17 protein-coding genes and 2 pseudogenes are annotated in these 16,965 nt (G+C 72.1%); 7 read left to right on the top strand and 12 right to left on the bottom strand.

Going from position 1 to position 16,965, the window contains the following annotated elements; all coding sequences use genetic code 11:
- The first annotated feature begins 56 nt into the window (after positions 1-56).
- Together ACFY3C_RS33905 and ACFY3C_RS33910 are read left to right on the top strand one after the other, a co-directional pair.
- On the top strand, positions 57-1,214 hold the full coding sequence (locus tag ACFY3C_RS33905; protein WP_390773515.1) for an FAD-dependent monooxygenase: 1,158 nt from the start codon (positions 57-59) through the stop codon (positions 1,212-1,214).
- A gap of 441 nt (positions 1,215-1,655) precedes the next feature.
- A pseudogene (locus tag ACFY3C_RS33910) lies at positions 1,656-1,898 on the top strand (heavy metal translocating P-type ATPase); the annotation flags it as partial.
- Positions 1,899-2,314: 416 nt separating this feature from the next.
- Here ACFY3C_RS33910 and ACFY3C_RS33915 read toward each other — a convergent pair.
- Together ACFY3C_RS33915 and ACFY3C_RS33920 are read right to left on the bottom strand one after the other, a co-directional pair.
- A complete protein-coding gene (locus tag ACFY3C_RS33915) occupies positions 2,315-2,983 on the bottom strand; it encodes a hypothetical protein (protein ID WP_390773516.1) in 669 nt (222 codons plus the stop codon).
- Positions 2,984-3,053: 70 nt separating this feature from the next.
- Positions 3,054-3,557 carry a molybdenum cofactor biosysynthesis protein gene (locus ACFY3C_RS33920; RefSeq protein WP_390773517.1) on the bottom strand — a complete coding sequence of 168 codons (504 nt, stop codon included), beginning with the start codon at positions 3,555-3,557 and terminating at the stop codon, positions 3,054-3,056.
- Between the two features lie 102 nt (positions 3,558-3,659).
- On the opposite strand from ACFY3C_RS33920, the gene ACFY3C_RS33925 reads away from it, so the two are divergent.
- From ACFY3C_RS33925 to ACFY3C_RS33935, 3 genes are read left to right on the top strand one after another with little or no spacing between them, the layout of a single operon-like run.
- The gene (locus ACFY3C_RS33925) at positions 3,660-4,859 is read left to right on the top strand and encodes an SMI1/KNR4 family protein (protein WP_390773518.1); all 1,200 of its coding nucleotides are present in this window, start codon (positions 3,660-3,662) and stop codon (positions 4,857-4,859) included.
- Positions 4,860-4,904: 45 nt separating this feature from the next.
- A complete protein-coding gene (locus ACFY3C_RS33930; RefSeq protein ID WP_390773519.1) occupies positions 4,905-5,513 on the top strand; it encodes a hypothetical protein in 609 nt (202 codons plus the stop codon).
- Positions 5,514-5,535: 22 nt separating this feature from the next.
- Positions 5,536-6,351, top strand: a complete 816-nt coding sequence (locus tag ACFY3C_RS33935) for a phosphotransferase (RefSeq protein ID WP_390773520.1) — start codon at positions 5,536-5,538, stop codon at positions 6,349-6,351.
- Between the two features lie 19 nt (positions 6,352-6,370).
- Here the strand turns inward: ACFY3C_RS33935 and ACFY3C_RS33940 are convergent, their stop codons facing one another.
- From ACFY3C_RS33940 to ACFY3C_RS33965, 6 genes are all read right to left on the bottom strand, one after another.
- Complete coding sequence (locus ACFY3C_RS33940; RefSeq protein ID WP_390773598.1) at positions 6,371-7,264, bottom strand: DUF5959 family protein; 894 nt, start codon at positions 7,262-7,264, stop codon at positions 6,371-6,373.
- Positions 7,265-7,275: 11 nt separating this feature from the next.
- The gene (locus ACFY3C_RS33945) at positions 7,276-7,893 is read right to left on the bottom strand and encodes a condensation domain-containing protein (protein WP_390773521.1); all 618 of its coding nucleotides are present in this window, start codon (positions 7,891-7,893) and stop codon (positions 7,276-7,278) included.
- Positions 7,890-8,936 carry a CPBP family intramembrane glutamic endopeptidase gene (locus ACFY3C_RS33950; RefSeq protein WP_390773522.1) on the bottom strand — a complete coding sequence of 349 codons (1,047 nt, stop codon included), beginning with the start codon at positions 8,934-8,936 and terminating at the stop codon, positions 7,890-7,892. Before ACFY3C_RS33950 ends, ACFY3C_RS33945 begins: the two co-directional genes overlap by 4 nt.
- Positions 8,937-9,028: 92 nt before the next feature.
- Complete coding sequence (locus ACFY3C_RS33955) at positions 9,029-10,240, bottom strand: alpha/beta hydrolase family protein (protein WP_390773523.1); 1,212 nt, start codon at positions 10,238-10,240, stop codon at positions 9,029-9,031.
- Between the two features lie 97 nt (positions 10,241-10,337).
- Positions 10,338-10,676, bottom strand: a complete 339-nt coding sequence (locus ACFY3C_RS33960) for a winged helix-turn-helix domain-containing protein (protein WP_390773524.1) — start codon at positions 10,674-10,676, stop codon at positions 10,338-10,340.
- Positions 10,673-11,419, bottom strand: coding sequence for a hypothetical protein (locus ACFY3C_RS33965; RefSeq protein ID WP_390773525.1), 747 nt, complete (start codon positions 11,417-11,419; stop codon positions 10,673-10,675). Before ACFY3C_RS33965 ends, ACFY3C_RS33960 begins: the two co-directional genes overlap by 4 nt.
- A 91-nt stretch (positions 11,420-11,510) precedes the next feature.
- Here ACFY3C_RS33965 and ACFY3C_RS33970 point away from each other — a divergent pair, with 91 nt between their 5' ends.
- Positions 11,511-12,065 (top strand): DinB family protein, encoded by a 555-nt coding sequence (locus ACFY3C_RS33970; protein WP_390773526.1) that lies wholly within the window; start codon positions 11,511-11,513, stop codon positions 12,063-12,065.
- Positions 12,066-12,187: 122 nt separating this feature from the next.
- Positions 12,188-12,280, top strand: a pseudogene (locus ACFY3C_RS33975).
- A 113-nt stretch (positions 12,281-12,393) separates the two neighbouring features.
- Here ACFY3C_RS33975 and ACFY3C_RS33980 read toward each other — a convergent pair.
- The 4 genes from ACFY3C_RS33980 to ACFY3C_RS33995 all read right to left on the bottom strand — a co-directional run bounded on the left by ACFY3C_RS33980 (position 12,394) and on the right by ACFY3C_RS33995 (position 16,916).
- The gene (locus ACFY3C_RS33980) at positions 12,394-13,245 is read right to left on the bottom strand and encodes a lysozyme (RefSeq protein ID WP_386578764.1); all 852 of its coding nucleotides are present in this window, start codon (positions 13,243-13,245) and stop codon (positions 12,394-12,396) included.
- A 152-nt stretch (positions 13,246-13,397) separates the two neighbouring features.
- Positions 13,398-15,260 carry a M1 family aminopeptidase gene (locus tag ACFY3C_RS33985; RefSeq protein ID WP_390773527.1) on the bottom strand — a complete coding sequence of 621 codons (1,863 nt, stop codon included), beginning with the start codon at positions 15,258-15,260 and terminating at the stop codon, positions 13,398-13,400.
- A 240-nt stretch (positions 15,261-15,500) separates the two neighbouring features.
- Positions 15,501-16,184 (bottom strand): YoaK family protein, encoded by a 684-nt coding sequence (locus ACFY3C_RS33990; protein ID WP_390773528.1) that lies wholly within the window; start codon positions 16,182-16,184, stop codon positions 15,501-15,503.
- A gap of 75 nt (positions 16,185-16,259) precedes the next feature.
- Positions 16,260-16,916, bottom strand: coding sequence for a 1,4-alpha-glucan branching protein (locus tag ACFY3C_RS33995; RefSeq protein WP_390773529.1), 657 nt, complete (start codon positions 16,914-16,916; stop codon positions 16,260-16,262).
- Positions 16,917-16,965 lie beyond the last annotated feature (49 nt).

The following is a 16,965-nucleotide window of genomic DNA, read 5'->3' on the forward strand; positions in this document are numbered from 1 at the left end:
CCCGAGTACGCTCCTTCTACATCTGTAGAAGGAGCGTACTCGGGGAGGGGACCGACATGGGCGGTACGGCGGTGGTGGTCGGTGGCGGGATCGGGGGACTGTCGGCGGCGATCGGTCTGCACCGCATCGGCTGGGAGGTGACGGTCCTCGAACGGGCCGCCACCCTGGCCGACGCGGGTGCGGGCATCTCCCTGCACGCCAACGGCCTGCGCGCGCTGGACGTCCTGGGCGTCGGCGCCGCGGTGCGTGCGGCGGCCCGGCCGCAGTACAGCGGGGGCACCCGCACCCCCTCGGGCGGCCTCCTGGCACGCATGGACGGAGCCGCGCTCGCGCGGGAGCTGGGCACGCCGATCGTCGGCATCCCGCGCACCGCGCTGCACCGCCTGCTGCGCGCCGCGCTGCCCCCGGAGTGCCTGCATGTGGGCGTCACCGTGCCGTCGGTCGACCGCTCGGCTCCCGACCGGATCGAGGTGCCGACCGGAGCGGGTGTCCTGGAAGCGGATCTGGTCGTCGCGGCGGACGGCGTCGGCAGTCGGCTGCGCGGCCAGGTGTTCCCGGACCATCCCGGCCCCGCGTACAGCGGGTCGACGGTCCTGCGCGCCATCACCGCGCGCCCGGTGGAGCTGAGCAGCGACTTCGAGCTGACCTGGGGACAGGGAGCGGAGTTCGGCCACATCGCCTTCGCCGACGGGCGCGCCGAGTGGCACGCGGTGCTCAACTCCCCGCCCGCAGTGCGTCATACGGATCCGCTCGGCATGCTGCGCGCCCGCTTCCGCGGCTGGCACGCGCCGATCCCGGCGCTCCTGGAGGCGACCCGGACCGAGGCCGTACTGCACCACGACATCCACGAGTTGGTGACCCCGCTGCCGACCTTCGTCGCGGGCCGGATCGCGTTCCTCGGCGACGCGGCCCACGCCATGACGCCGCATCTAGGCCAGGGCGCCTGCCAGGCCCTGGAGGACGCCGCCACGCTGGCCGCCGCGCTCGCCGACGCCCCCACGGTCGCGGCGGCGCTGGCCCGGTACGACGCCGAGCGCCGGCCCCGCACGCAGTCGGTCGCCCGCGCGGCCCGGCAGGCCGGCCGGATGGGCCAGCAGCTGTCCCATCCCGCGGCCGTCGCCCTGCGCAACACGGCTCTGCGACTCGCCCCGTCCCGGGCGACGGTCCGAGGCATCCTGCGCCACGCCGACTGGGCACCGCCGAGCCTGGGGTGAGGCATCCGCACCGGAGGACACCAGGTCACCCCGGTCCGGCGTCCGGCGCACAGCGGCAGGTGCCCACCCGCACTGCGGTGCCAACTGGGCACTGCCGTGCCTGGGGCGAGGCCTCCACGTCGGAGGACTCCAGGTCAGACCGAGCCGACGTCCGGCGCGCAGCGGCCGGTACCCACCCTCGCTCCGGTCAGCCCGCCGGGCGGTCCGTGTCCGGGGTGTCGGGCAGGCCGAGGCGGAGGTGCCTCGTCGTCGGCGTCGCGCGGGACTTCGTCTCCGCGCCCGGCATCGGCGTACGGGCCAGGATCGAAGGCCGTACGGTCGCCGTGGGCGCGCCAGGCTCGGCTGCTGTACGACGACCTGTCACCAGCCCGCTCGGCGCCCGCCGTCCGGGACGGTGCCGAGGCCTTCGCCGCCCATCTGAAGGACGGCGGCCGTACCGCGGTGCTCGTCACCGTCGACGGCGTCCCCGTCGTCGCCCTCGGGATCGCCGACCGGTTGCGACCCGACGCCGCCGGCACCGTCGCTCCCTCACGGCGCTCACCGGCAGCGGCCCGATGCTGCTCACCGGCGACAACCCCCCGCGCCGCCGCCCGGCGGGCCGGCGAGGTCGGTATCACCGAGGTGCGGGCCGGGCTGCCGCCCGAGGACAAGGTGGGCGCGGTGAAGGAGCGGGAGAGCGCCGGCCGCAAGGTGCTGGTCGTCGGTGACTGCGTCGACGACGCGCCCGCCCTGGCCGCCGCCCACACCGCGATCGCCATGGGCCGCGCCGGATCGGACCTGGCCCTGGAGACCGCGGACGCGGTGATCGTCCGCGACGAACCGGCCTCCGTGCCCACCGTGGTGGCGCTCTCCCGGCGGGCCCGGCGTCTGGTGGTGCAGAACCTCGTCAACGCCGCCGTGTTCATCAGCGGCCTGGTCGTGCGGGACGGGACGTCGCGGCCACCCTGCCGCTGCCGCTCGGCGTCCTCGGCCACGGGGGCTCGACGGTCGTCGTCCGCCTCAACGGCCTGCGGCCGCTCCGTGAGGCGGCCTGGGCGAACGCCGGTGCCGGCGAGGGGCAGTGGGTCGCCTCTGGTTCCTGACCCCGGCGATCGGTGTCATCAGTCGACGGTGGCGTCGGCGACGACCGCGTGGATGTCCGCCGTGATCTGCGTGTCGGCCTCGTCCGTGGTGACTGCGAGGAGGAAGGCGGTGCGTTCGTCGTCGACGGTCACCAGGGTCATCTCCAGGCGGGCGGTGCCGTCGTCGCCGTTCCGGATGCGCAGGACGGCCGTGTGGGCGGGCCGGCTGTCCACCTCGGTGGCGTGCGACTCCTCCAGGGTGGCCGGCCGGTCGGGGTAGAAGAACTCGGCGTTGGAGCGGGCGGCGCTCTCGGCCGCCCGGCGCAGCTCCGCGCGCGGCACGGTCTGCCCGGCGCGCCCGGCCAGCACGGTGCCGCCGCCCGAGGAGGCCGCGCCGGAGGTCCTGCTCATCGTCGAGGAGAAGGCGTCGATGAGGTCCTTGTCCTTGGCCGCGTCGTGCTTCCAGCCTTCCGGCACGGCGTAGGACAGGCCGGCGCGCGTGTCGGTGACCCGGGGACGGCCCGCCAGCGGGTCGTTCTCCTCGCCCTTGCTCCACCAGACGGCGGCCACCGCGCACGCGGCGACGAGGATCAGCGCCACCGCGCCCACGAGCAGCCGACGGCGCGGCCGGCGCGGTGCGGGCTGCGGCGCCTGGGCGGGGTACGGGAACGGGGTGATCGGCGAGTGGCTGGGCGAGGAGCTTGTCATGCCCTCAGCCTTCATGATCTCCGGAGGGCATCGCCTGAGTCGTCGTACTCATCTGCCGCGCCTGGTTCGCCTACGTCTCCTGCGCCTCCCGCACCCCGAACACGGCGGGTCCCACGATCAGGATCCCGTCGGTCAGCGGCCGACAGCGCACTCCTCCGCCGCCGCGCAGCGCCCGCTGCGCTCCGGGTCCCAGCGTGGTGTCCATCCAGGCGCAGGGCCGGGCAGCGCTGCGTACCTCCAGGTCCACGGGCCCGGTGCCGCAGTCGAGGAAGACCGTCGAGCCGACGTACGCGTCGATGTCCACGCCGCGCAGCAGGACGTTACGACGTGTGCGCAGCAGGTCGGCCTCGCCCGGGCCCTGCCGCGGCAGGCGTTCGACGGCCATGAGGGTGATCGACGCGTTGCGGTGGGCGGGGTGGTTGAAGTACCGGTCCCCGACGATGCCCAGTCCCGCGCGGACCTCGGCGGTCGTCACCAGGTCGTCGGGCGGCAGCTCGGGCAGTCCGTCGCCCGGGCGACCCTCGAACCGGTGCACGGGCGAGACCAGCAGCTGAACGATTTCCACATGGAGCACGCCCCGAGCCTAACCAGCGCGCTGACCGTATGGGGGTGACCGCCGGTGGTGACCGCCGGTGGCAGAATCCTGCCCATTCGATGATCACACCGGAGGATGCACGTGACCGTGGACCTGGCCGAGTTCGCCGAGCCGGACGCCGAACGCCCGCCCGTCCCCGTCCCCGTCGACTGGGCGGCCGTGGAGGAGTGGCTGGGGACGCGGCTGCCGGCCGACTACAAGCTGCTGGCCGACCGGTACGGGCCGGTGGACTTCGGGGAGTTCCTCTGGATCCATGTGCCGTGTGTGCAGCCGGGCAGGTTCGACTACGGCCAGTGGCTGCGGGCCACGCAGCGGGAGGCCCGGATCGAGGCGCGCGAACTCCCTGCGGAGGAGCGGCCGTTGCTGCACCCTGAGCCGGGCGGGCTGCTCGCCTGGGGCTGCAGCCGGGGCACCGACACGCTGTTCTGGGACACGTCGGTCTCCGACGACCCCGACGAGTGGACGGTGGTCGTCGCCCACCAGGGGCCCGTGCCCGGCAGCGGCCTGCTCCCCTGGCACCGGTACGACCTCACGCTCACCGGCTACCTGCGCCACGCCGTCCGCGACACCTGGGAACTTCCCTCCCCACCCGGCCCGTTGATGGGCCCCCTGCCCGGCACCTTCGCGCGCACCGCCTTCCTCGACACCGCCGGACCGTGGACCCCGCCCGCCCCCGTCCCGCCCCGGCTGAGCAAGGAGGAGCGCCTGATCGCCCTGGAGACCGGTACGGGACTGGACGCGCTGCGCCTGCTGACCCCACCGCCGGCCGAGCCACGCCTCGGCGACGGCACCTGGGAGGGGCTGTTCGAGCAGTTGGGCACGGCCCTGCCCGGGGAGTACGTGCGGCTGATGGAGACGTACGGCAGCGGCGAGTGGAGCGGTTGGCTGCGGTTCCCGGAGCCGCTGCGCACGACGGCGCCGCGCTTCACCGCGTTCGTGGACCAGACGATCGAGGCCTACGAGTACCTGAAGTCCGGCCACCCGGAGTGGTATCCCTTCGCCACCTTCCCGGCGCCCGGCGGTTTCCTGCCCATCGCCGACTCCATCGACGGCGACTACCTGGGCTGGCTCACCGAGGGCGACCGACCCGACGACTGGCCGCTCGTGTTCTGGCCCCGGCACGCGAAACAGGGGCCGCCGCTGGAGCAGGGTCTGATCGACACGCTGCTGGCCTGGCAGCGCGGCCGGCTCAGCACGCCCGGCCTGTGTGTCCTGGACGAGGACGACGACCCGGTCGAGTTCGCGGACTTCGAGGCCTACGGCGGGGAGGAGGACGACTGAGCCCCGGCCGTCGGCGGGTCGTCCGCACCCGGCATGATGATCACCATGACTCCGATCACCGGCCTGGACCTGACCGGCTTCACCGAGCGTGAGCCCGGCGTGTGGACGGACGCGGCGGGACTCGTCCTGTCGATCCACTTCTTTCCTCTCGTCCCCGATCTGCCCGCCCCGCTGCATGAGTTGGAACACCTGCGGACCGGGCTCGCGGCGGGCGTGGCCCGGGCCGGCGGCGGGCTCATCGAGGCGGTGCCCGGCACCGTGCACGGTGTCCCGGCGGTACGTCAGCTGGTGAAGGTGCCCCGGCCCGGCGGACCGCACGGGCAGGTGTTCCTCGGCTCGTGGACCGTACCGAAGGCCGGGTGCAGCACGGTCCTGAAGGTGCAGGCCGCGGAGGGCGCGATGACCGGGATGCGCGAGGCCACGGTGATGGCCCAGGTGGGACCCGAGGCCTACTTCCGTCCCCACCCGTACGCCGCCGGCGGGCAGTTCGGCGGACTCCCGTGTCACGTCGCCGACGACGAGCAGTGGGACGCGCTCTTCCCCGACCACCCGCTCACCCTGGTGCGGGCCGCGCTGCACCGCATCACGCCGACGGTCACCCTCGACGAGCGCTTCCGGCAACTGGCCCCGTTCGCGGGCCCCGTACACCCTTAGCAGCACGAGTAGCGTTGCTCGAGTGACGAGTGAGGGTGTGGCAGGAGACGGCCGGGCGCTGCCCGGAGGCACGGTGAACGCGGGCGCGGTCCTCCGCCGGGGTGCGGTGGTCGACCGTCCCGCACCCCGTACCGCACGGGCCCTGCACCGCCACCTCCAAGCCCTGCGGGAACACGGCTTCGACGCGGCTCCCGTCCCGGTCGGTCTCACCCCGGACGGCCGCGAGCAGCTGACCTTCGTCGCCGGTGAGGTCGCCCTCCCGCCCTTTCCGCGATGGGCGATGACGGAGACCGCACTCAGGTCGGTGGGGGTCCTCCTGCGCCGCCTCCACGAGGCCGGCGCGGCCGTCCCGGCCGACCCTCACGTCGACTGGCCCGGGGACCTGGCCGACCCGCAGGGCGGAACGCTCCTGTGCCACAACGACGTGTGCCCGGAGAACGTGGTCTTCCGGGACGGCCGCGCCGCCGCCCTGATCGACTTCGACCTGGCTGCCCCGGGCCGGCCCCTGTGGGACGTCGCCATGACCGCGCGCTACTGGGTCCCCATGCTCGATCCCGAGTCCGCGTCGGCCCTCTACCCCGCCGGCCTCGACGCCCCCGCGCGCCTGCGGATCCTCGCCGACGGCTACGGCCTGAGCGAGCGGGAACGCGTCGAACTGCCGGGAGTTGTCGAGCAGGCCACCGAGACCAGCCGCGCCTTCGTGGCCCGCCGGGTCGCCGACGGCGACCGTGCCTACCTCCGGATGCTGGCCGAGCGCGGCGGGTGGCAGCGCTGGGACCGTATCCAGGACCGGCTGGTGGCCAACCGGGACAGGTTCACGGCCGCCCTGCTGGACTGAGCCGGTCACGCGGCGGTGGTCAGGCTCGGTCCTCGTTCGGACGCCAGGCCTTCCAGATCAGGTCGAGGCGGTCGTACGCCTCGTCGAACCAGGCGTCGGTCAGCAAGACGGTCACGGTCACCGTCGTCAGGGACATGGAGTGGTCCCTGATCGTGACTCGGCACCGGTCGTCGTCCTCGACCCGTTCGATGAACAGCCATGGGGCGCGTGTGCCTTCACGCCAAGCGATGTCCTGTCCCGCGTCCAGCATGTCCAGGGCCTGCTGCCACTGGCGCAGATCCTCCGGGAAGAGCCAGGTCTTGAGGCTGCCGCGCACGAAGCACGTGTCGACCTGGAACTCCCCGGCCAGGACGTCGGTTTCGTCAGGACGTTCCCCCGCCTCCTTCCCGGTGATCCGGAGGACGACGCTGTTTCCCCCACCCTCCAGGCGGATCAGGTCGATCGGCTCCTCGGCCATGAAGGCACCTCCCAGCTCGCGCATGTGGTCGAACACTACGGCCTGGGCTCGGTGTCGAAGGCGACGAACCTCAGCTCCGAGGTGTAGCGCCGGCCCTCGTCGTCGGTGAGCCAGGTCTGTTCCGGGGGGCAGCATCTCGGTGATCGTGACCGTGCCCTCCGGGTCCTTGCCGGCGAGGCGGCGCAGGGCCTTGGCGAGGATGGTGACGTAGACGGGGCTGCCGAAGTCGACGTAGAACGGCCGGGACTCGGTCGGGGAGACGACGAACACGAAGCGGGGCAGGCCGAGTTCGGTACGCCAGTGGCGGGCGCGGACGAAACGGCGGGCCTCGTCCTTGTCGTCGGCGAACTCCGCCCGGGCGGCGGCCACCCGCCACGTCTCCCGGGCGATCACCAGGCGGTCCACGCTCACCCGGGGCGAGTGGTCCGTCTCCGGGAGGAGCCGGAACAGGTCCATCGCCAGGGTCGTCAGCACGTGGGAGAAGACGTCCGTCGCGGGGAATGCCGAGCCGCCCGGGAGCCGGACGAGCAGTCGGCCGTCGCGCTCCTCGATCGTGGCGTCCGCGCTGCGGACGGTGCGGGGCCGGGCCGGGTCCGCCGTGAAGTCGGCCAGGGCCACCTGATGGTCCTCGGGTCGTACGAGGGTGTGGCGGACCCTGGCCGAGAGGCGGGCGCGGTGCTCCTTCTGCGGCGCAGCAGCACGCCCACCGGGCTGCCGGAGCCGATCCCGGCGGCCTTGAGCGCAGCGGCGAGCCCACCCGTCATGCCGTCCAGGTCGGCGTAGGTGACGCGGTCGTCACCGCAGATCAAAGTGATCCCGCCGGGGGCGTCCACGACCGGCACCGGCTCCCCGCCGACCAAGGTGAACCGGGTGCGCAGCACCTCGTGCCGGTCCACGATCCCGGACAGGGCCCGCTCCAGGCGCGGCACGTCGAGGCTCCCGCGCAGCCTGAGGACCAGCGGAAGCATCGACCCGGTCGAATGTCCGGCCAGCTGGTCCAGGAACCACAGCAGGCGCTGCGCGAAGGATGCCGTGAGGGTGTCGCCGTCGGTCGGTGCCCCCGCGGGGGCCGGGCCTGCTGTCACTGTGCGCCTCCAAGCCGTGTTTTCCAGCAGACTGCCGCCGCCGCACGAGGGCCCATAGGGAAGAAGACACAGCACCGGACGCAGACCGGACTGCCCGGCTGACCTTCCGCCCGGGTCGCCGGAATCCACCGGCCGCGCCCGCTCCGTGCCCCCGCGTACCGGCCGGGGACGGGTTCGTTTTGGCCGATCGGCTCGGCATGACCGCCGGGACCGGGTGGGGTGGGCGGGGCGCCTCGACGGCCGGCGCGCTCAGCCGTGCGCGCCGGCCCCGGCCGCGCTCTCCTCGGGATCCGGACCGCCGACACGCTCCGGCACGGGGGCGGCCTCGGCACCGTACCGGCGCACCAGCCACAGCCCGTACCCGGCGTGGAAGACGTACACGACCGCCTCCCACGCGTCCGGGGCCGCGCCCGGTGAGCGGATCTGGAAGAAGTCGTCCAGGCGTGGACCAAGGCCATCGGCCACACCGAGCCGATGGCGTAGCGCAGGCCGGCGCAGGTGAAGCCGAAGAAGGCCGCGGAGAGCATCTGCCACAGCGTGTCGCCCAACGAAGCGCCGAAGAACAGGTAGTTCTGCAGGTGACCGACGCCGAAGAGCACCGCCACCCCGAGGGCGGCACGGAGCGGACCTAGCGGGGTGAGGGTCTGCTGGATCAGACCGCGGCTGTACACCTCCTCGTTGGCGCCGACCAGGAGCAGGGAGAGCAGCGAACTGACGACGACCGTGGCGCTGCCGTCGAGCCCCTGGGTGACGTAGGAGCAGGCGATCAGGAGCATCGGCGCGGCCAGCCACCAGCGCCGCACACGGCCCAGCCTGAACACCCCGGACAGACGCAGCCAGCCCCACCGCCACAGCACGCATCCCACCGCGACCGCGCAGACCAGGTTCACCAGGGCGGCACCGAGGTCCGGGAACCAGGAGGGCGCCAGCGGAGGCAGCACCACCTTGGCGAACAGCAGCAGCACCGCATGCCAGGCGAGCGTCAACTCGGCCGCGCCCCAGAGGGGATGGCGTATGACGTGAGCCTTCCACCGTTGCGTCACGGAGGGAGGCTAGCGGCGGAGTCACGGCGTCAGCCGTCGCTTTCCGGCCATGGAACGCCGGCCCCGCCGACTACGCGCGCACGACGGCCGCTTCACGGAATGAACTTCACCTCCGGGAAGCCCGCACTCGGGCCGTCCAGCAGGTGTTGCCGGTGGTGCCGCAGGTGCAGGTCGAAGAACGCGAGCGGGTAGGCCTGCTGGATCCGCACCGCCCGGGCGGGATCGAGGGTGCCGATCCAGCCCCGAAGGTCCTCGTCGCTCATCCCGACGGCTTGGGCCAGCTGCGGGATCAGGACCTGGACGTCGCAGTACGACGAGTGAGCTGCCCCCTCCGCCTGGATGTTGAGCCGCCGGCCCCGCAGGTGCGACCAGAACTCGGCGACGCTCGGCTGCGTGGCCCGGGGGAACTCGGCCGTCATCATCATGAACGGCCGATCCAGGTCGGTGGTGACCACGGGCTGCATCGGGCCGTCGATGCTGAGCCCCGCCCGGACGCGCTGGTCCTGGCTCATGACCCATGCGGTCGCCGTTCCGCCCTTCGACCAGCCGAACATGCCGATCCGATGCCGGTCGAGGGCGTGGAGCAGCCCCTCCGGCAGCGGCCGCCGGTCGGCGTCGGGGTTGCACCCGGAGGCGAGGTCCTCGACGCAGTCGAGCACGAACCGGATGTCCCTGGCGAAGTCCCGGGGTCCCAGCCCGTACTTCGGGTCTTCGAGCGGGACGATGAGCCGGCCGTCGGGGAACTCGCTGAACGCGTCGTACGTGTGATCCACCGTGACCACCACATACCCATGGCTGGCCAGCTCCTGGACCACGATGGTGGTGTCCGCACGGTGATCGTGCGCGCCGTGCGAGAAGACGACGACGGGCAACCGTCGGCCGGTTCGCAACACCGGGGCGCTCTGGTGGCCGGCCGTGAGCGGTGGCACCGCGATGTCGGCCGGGAAGTCCGCGGAGGTGAGCAGTGCGCGCAGCACGGCGGGGGACGTCCAGGGGGCGAGCGGATACCGGTGGACGTCCCGGGCGGGGTACCAGACGCTCGCCATCAACTCCCGGTAATGCCCGGGGCCGGCCACGGGATCCGTGCGTGAGGCATCGACGAGGTGCAGCGGTACCGTGCCGACGGGGTGCGGTCCGGAGGGTGCCGGCAGCGTGGGCTGCACCGGGCCAGGGGCGGTCGCAGCCGCCCAGGCCTGACCTGCGACGCCGAGGGGTAGGGCGACCCCGGCACCGATGCCCAGCACCGCTCCGAGCATGTGACGGCGTGTCATGTCCTTCTTGGCGGTGACCGGTTTGATGGTCACGTACCCTCCCCAGGTTTCTTGGACGGTGTTCGGCATGCTGTCCCGCCGAGCTGCGACGGGAGTTGATCGTGACGGCCGTGCTTCCCCTGTGTCCGGGCTAGGACTCCTGCGCTGAACCGCCTTGTTCGATCTGGTGGATGAGTCGCTTGAGCTGGGTGACCTCGTCCTTCAGGGCGCGGTCGCCGGCGGGGGTGAGGGAGAGCCAGGTGCGGGCGCGTTTGCCCTCGTAGCCCTTCTCGATGTGGATCAGTCCGGCCTTCTCCAGAACGGCCAGGTGCTGGCTGAGGTTTCCGGCGGTGAGGCCGAGGGCCGTGCGCAGGAAACCGAACTCGACACGGCGCGCCTGGTGCGCAACGGTGAGGATGCCGAGGCGGACGCGCTGGTGGACGACGTCGTCGAGGCTGTTGACCGGGTGCTGATCCGGCTCGGTGGTCATGAGACGTCGCGCCGGCGGAACAGCTCGGCCAGGCCGAAACCGAGGGCGCCGAGCAGGAGCAGCACACCGGGGACGCCGAAGTGGGGCAGGGCGGACCAGTGCGAGGTGAAGGGGATCCCCGCCCAGCCGTCGGTGAGCGGCACCAGCAGGACGGCCAGGTACACCATGGTGAGCAGCAGCAGGGTGCGGCTGCGTTCCACCCAGGACAGCACCAGCAGCGGCAGCCCGACGGTTGCGGGGCTCCCGGTGAGTCGCACGAGGAACTTCGTCACCCCGGAGGTGGGATCGAGCCGCAGGCCCAACAGGTCGACCGGGGCGCCGGGCCTGGGCATCCCCTGACGGATGCTCCAGATCTCGATGACGGTCACCAGGCCGACCAGGGCGATCCCGGTGAGGATGTACGGCCGGACCGGGGTGCCGATTCCGCGGTTGCGGGAGCGGCGGATGTAGAAGAACGCCGTCGCGGCGTAGGCGAGGGCGAGTCCGAGAGGCCAGTAGACCGGCGAGCCCTGCGTGATCAGGGTGCAGCCGCCGCCTGTCGCGGGGGCGTTCGCCGGGCAGGGAACGGTCTCGACCTTGAAGGTGAAGCGGCTGACCAGGATTCCGCCCAGTGTGAGCGCGCCGAGCAGCAGGAGGGGGAACCAGGCGCCGCGTTGGGCAGTGCGGACCTTGCGGGTCAACTCGCCCAGGCCGGCGAGGACTTCGTGAGGAGTGCCCGACGACGGCACCGAAGCTTCTGTCATGCAATCAGCTTTGCATCACAAACCAGTTGTGGCAAGAAACGAGCGATAACTCGATGGCGAGGCCGGGCCCCGACAGACGACCATGCGACTCATGAGTGAAGAACCCGCGCGGTGGACCCAGGCAACCGTCTATCCCGACATGTGGACCGACCCGGACGACGATCCCCGCGAAGGACCCGTTCCGGAGGGCGAGTTGGCGACGCTGGAGGACTACCTGACGAGCTACCGCCTGACCCTGCGGATGAAGTGCGAGGGCCTGGACGCGGAGCAGCTGGCCCGCCGGTCGGTTCCGCCGTCCACGATGTCGCTGCTCGGCCTGGTGCGGCACCTCGCCGAGGTGGAGCGGGACTGGCGCGGCTGGATCACCGACGGCGACCCGCTGCCGAAGCTGTACGGCGTGCGTGACGGGGACTTCGACGGAGCCGTCGCCGAGCAGGCCGTGGTCGACGCCGCGTACGCCGATCTGGAGCGCGAGCAGGCCGCGACCGACGCCGCGCTGGCCGAGCACCCGGATCTGGGCGAGCGGTTGGGCAAGGACGCGATCTCGGTCCGGGAGCTGCTGGTGCACAGGATCGAGGAGTACGCCCGGCACTGCGGGCACGCCGACCTGTTGCGCGAGTGCGTCGACGGACGGGTGGGCCAGTGACGAGGGCCGCCTCGGACGTGACCTGACGGCAGGCCGGTCCCGGCCCGGAGTGTCAGCGTGCCGTCAGCGGTCCCTGTCACTGTTGTTCTCGTGAACGGCACGGGCGACCGGGCCGGGAGCGAGGAGAGGTGCCCGGAGTGGCTTATCGGGGACCGGCGAGCACGTCTCGAGGTCGGGCCTCACGGCCCACGCAGGTTCAAATCCTGCCCTCTCCGCTCGGCTCGACCGGGGCGGGACGGTCGTTGTCACAGGACCTGCCGGACAACCCCGCCCGCACCATCGCCGAGGCTCTGGTGCGGGCGGGGTTGTCGGCGGTGCCGGCGGCGCGTCAGCCGGTGGCGAAGTTCTTCACCTTGTCCAGGGAGCCGTTGAACCGGTCGTGGTCCCCGACGGTCGGGCCGGAGGAGGTGTACTGCCACATGGTGTACGACGACCAGCCCGCCGGCAGCGTCCCCGCCGACGAGGCGTATCGGGCGATCCAGAGCGGGTTGGTGTCACCGAAGCCCGCGTAGTTGCCGGTGCAGTCGCTCCACCAGCTGGTGGCGGTGTAGATGACGGCTTCGCGGCCGGTGCGCTCCTTGTAGCGGTCCAGGAAGTCGCGGATCCAGCTGACCATGCCGCTCCTGGACTTGCCGTAGCAGGCGTCTCCGTACGGGTTCCACTCGATGTCGAGCGCGCCGGGCAGGGTCTTGGCGTCCCTGGACCAGCCGCCGCCCTGGTCGACGAAGTAGTCGGCCTGCTCGGCCCCACTGGTGGTGTCCGGGGTCGCGAAGTGGTAGGCGCCGCGGATCATGCCGGCGTCGTAGGAGCCGTCGTACTGCTGCGCGAAGTAGGGGTTCGAGTAGTACGTGCCCTCCGTGGCCTTGGTGTAGGCCCAGCGCACGCCACTGTTCCACAGGGTGCTCCAGGCGACGTCGCCCTGGTAGCTGGCGACGTCCACGCCCTCGGTCTGGGTCGCCCGGGGGACCGACACGGGGGCGTCGTCGTCGGTGGCGGCTTCGCCGTCGTGGGCGAGTACCCCCATGCCCATGTAGGCGCTGCCGCGCTCGACTGTGGACTCGGCCGCCGAGGGCACGGCCGCGGGGATCGACAGGGTCAGCAGGAGGCCGGTCAGGGCGCTGGCCACGGACCAGCGCGAGCGGCGGCGGTTTCGGCATATTTGGCTCGTCACGGGATCCATCAGACCCGCAGGCGGGCCGCCCCGCACTCCGGATCCCGTCCAACTACGCCATATCGGCCGGGTATTTACGCCAAGTGAGTGGCTGGGTCGTCCTACCCGCATGGTCATGGGCGGCGCCGGGCACGGCGCCGCCCATGACCGGCCGGTGCGGGTCAGCCGTCGATGCGGTGCTGGGTCCAGAAGGAGGTCAGGTCGGTGCTGGTGGCGGCCTGGGCGGCCGCCTTGAACTCGGCCGTGGTCGAGACGCCGTACCAGTGCGCGGCCGCGTAGTCCTTCAGCAGCTTGGTCATCGCCGTGTCGCCGAGGACGCGCCGCAAGTCGTGCAGGGCGCACTTGCCGTAGCCGTAGACCACGGTGGAGTACCGGGACGAGTGCGCGTCCCAGTAGGCCATCGAGTTGGTGATCTTCTCCGCGCTGGAGGCCCAGGAGACGCTGCTCCAGCAGTTGCTGCCGGTCTTGCCGAGGGCCAGGTCGGTGGCGTAGTCGGTGAAGGCCTCGTCCAGCCACGGGCTGGTGTACTCGTCGTCGCCGACGATGCCGTACCACCACTGGTGGCCGATCTCATGGGTGAGCGCCGTGGTGCTGACCAGGTCGAGGACGAAGCCGGGGTACTCCATTCCGCCGAACCAGTAGTTGTTGTCGATGACCGCGTCCAGCTCGCCGTAGGGGTAGGCGCCGAAGCGTGCCGCGTGGGCGTCGACGGCGGTCTTGGCGGTGCTGAGCATCGACTGGGCGCTGGAGGAGCTGATCCCCGAGACGGAGTAGATGTTCACCGGTACGCCGCCGGGCGAGGTGCCGGAGATCTTGGTGAAGGGCCCGGCGGCCCAGGCGAAGTCACGGACCTTGGACGCGGTGGCGGTGGTGACCGTACGGCCGCTGGAGCCGGGGGTGTCGGTGGAGGCGCCGGTGGCCGGGACCAGCAGGGTGCTGGGGTGGTCGAGGGTCACCTTGAAGTCGGCGGCCAGGGAGTAGAAGGACTCGCCGTTGTTGGTGTACGGGTCCAGGTGCCAGCCCGCGCTGTCGCGGACCGCGAGGACGGGCAGGGCGTTGCCGATGAAGCTGAAGGCGCCGTCGTGACCGAACCGGTCGGCGCCGCTGGGCACGGTGATGCCCAGGTCGAAGCCGATGGTGGCGGTCTGACCCTGGTTCAGCGGCGTCGGCAGGGTGACCTTCAGGGCGGTGCAGTCCACCGAGAGGGCGCCCGCGGTGCCGCCGGTGACGTTGGTGACCGTGATCGGCATCGCCGAGCAGGTGCCGTGGTAGTTGTCCCACAGCCTCAGGTACACCTCGCTGAGCGCGGTGGCGGAGGCGTTGGTGAAGGACACGCTCTCGTGCCCGTTCCAGACGGTGCCGCTCGTGTCGCTGCTGAGGCTGACGGTGTAGGAGGGCGCGGCCGGGGTGCGGGTCGAGTCCGCCGGGGGCGGGGTGGTGTCGCCGGAGGTGGCGAGGGCGATGTCGTCCAGGACGAAGCTCGTCTGGAGGCTGTAGTCCTCGGTTCCGGTGAAGGACACGTTCACGGTCTGGCCCGCGAACGACGACACGTCGAACGACTTCTGCACGTAGCCGGTGTTGTCGTCGAGGTTCGAGTAGGTCGCCAGCGTGGTGCTGCCGATCTTGGCCGTCAGCTTGTCGTACGCGGTGGACGAGGTCGTCTCGTCGGTGTCGATGTGCAGCCAGAAGGTGAGGGTGGCGGTGCTGCAGCCGCTCGGGATGGTGACGCTCTGGGAGAGCGTGTCGGTGTGGGTGCTGCCGACACCGTTCAGCCAGGCGAAGGAGGAACCGCCGTGGGCGCTCTCGCCGGTGCGGCTGGTGATCACACTGGACGAGGACTGGGTCCAGGGCGAGGTACCGCTTTCGAAGCCGCCGTTGGTGACCGTCTGCGTCGGAGTGCAGGCGGCGGCCACCGGCTGTTCGGCGGGCTGGGCGGCGGCGGGGGTGACGGGGAGGGAGAGGGCGGCCAGCGCGGCGACGGTGAGGGCACCGGCGCCGAGGGCCTTGTGGGGGGTCGATCTCACACGCTACTCCTTTGCGGCGGCCGGGATTCCGGCCTGCTCGATGGCCGCCCGGCCGGCTGGGGTGCGCCGGGGCGGCCGCGGGGTTGGGGTTGCGCGATCGCTGTGCGGGGTGGGGCGCCGCGCCCTCATGGGGTCAGGGCGAGGACTGCCGAAAGGGTGACAGATTTGACCAGGGCATGCCAGAAGGCCACGGAAAGTGGGTGGCGGTGCTCCTGATGCCGTGCGGTGGTGCGGTGAGGGTCAGGACCGCGACGCCGGATGCGCCACGTATCCCCCGATGCCGGAGAACACGCCCGCCGCGGCGAGCAGCAGGACCACGGTCATGCTCACCCGCAGCAGCAGGGCGCCGATGACCGCGCCCACCAGGACCGCCAGCAGGCCGCCGACGCGGTAGCGCTGGGCGCTGTCTCCGGTTCCGCCGCCCAGGGGCGACCGTCTGATCAGGGTGATGAGGGTGCCGGTGACGAGCGTGGTGTTCAGGACCGCTCCGAGGCGCCACATCGTCGCGCTGCGCAGCCCCATGGCCAGCGCCGTCAGCGCGGTCACGGCGTAGTGGCGTGGTTCGGGGTCCTGGCCGACGGGGCGCAGGCCGATCGCGGTCAGCGCCGCTGCCACGAGAAGGGTGGCCGCGGCGGCGGCCGAGGTGAGCAGCCAGCGGCGGCGCCGCTCGGATGTGGCGGCGCCCAGACGGCTGCCGGCGACGGCGCCGACGCTGAACGCCGTGAGCGCCGTACCGGATCCGATCGGCGAGAGCCCTGCCGCGCCGGCGAGGGAGAAGCCGAGGAAGAGGATGTTGCCGGTCATGAAGGCGGTGAAGACCTGCCCGAGCCCCAGGTAGGCCACCGCGTCGACCATGCCCGTGGCGGCGGTCACGACGAGGAGCGCCTTCGGGAGCGGATCGGGGCGGCCGGGGCGTCCGGGCATGGGCTCACCTTCCTCCGCCCCACTACACCCCGGCCGCCGGCCCCCGGCATGTCGATCTCCCCGAAGGCGGTGGGATCAGTGGGTGTCCAGGACCATGAACACCGCCCGCAGCCGGGTGCCGTCCGGTCCCGGCCAGCCGCTCGCGACATGGCCGAGCACTCCCTGCGCGGGCAGCGGCGGGTTGTCGGGGACGGGCTGCAGGACGCGGTGGAGGTGGAGGGTCGTGCCGTGCGGTGCGGAAAGGTGGGTGCCCTGCTCGTCGTCGGTGGGCCGCGGGGTGAAGTCATCCAGGGAGAACGGCTCGCCCTCGTAGGAGCGGGTCACCTCGCGGTCGGGGGTGTCGCTGATGGACTGGGCCATCGCCTGCGCCTTGCCCTCGATCAGCGAGAGCAGTTCGGTGACCAGCACCGGGTCGTGGCAGCCGTCGTAGGCCCAGCGCTTGCCCAGCACGCCGTGCTCCATCGTGCCGACGAGCGCGTGCTCCGCCCCCTCCAGTGGCGCGCCGCGATAGGTGAGCGGGACCAGGTAGGCGGTCGACTCGGGGGTGGAGGTGTCGGTGGCCACCATGAGCTCGATCCCGACCTCGCCCTCCGGGTCGTCCAGCCGGAAGCCGCCGGACTTCGTCAGCACGGGGGCGTCCGGACCGCCTCGGTACCAGGGCCGGGTGGGCAGCCAGGTGGCGAGGAGTTCGACCTTGGTCGGCTTCACGGTGGTGTGGTGGATGATGGCCATGCCGGTGGCTCTCCTCCGTTGCGCTGGTGCGGACCCTCGCAGCTTTCCA

Source organism: Streptomyces sp. NPDC001410 (assembly GCF_042895235.1).
Taxonomy (GTDB): domain Bacteria; phylum Actinomycetota; class Actinomycetes; order Streptomycetales; family Streptomycetaceae; genus Streptomyces.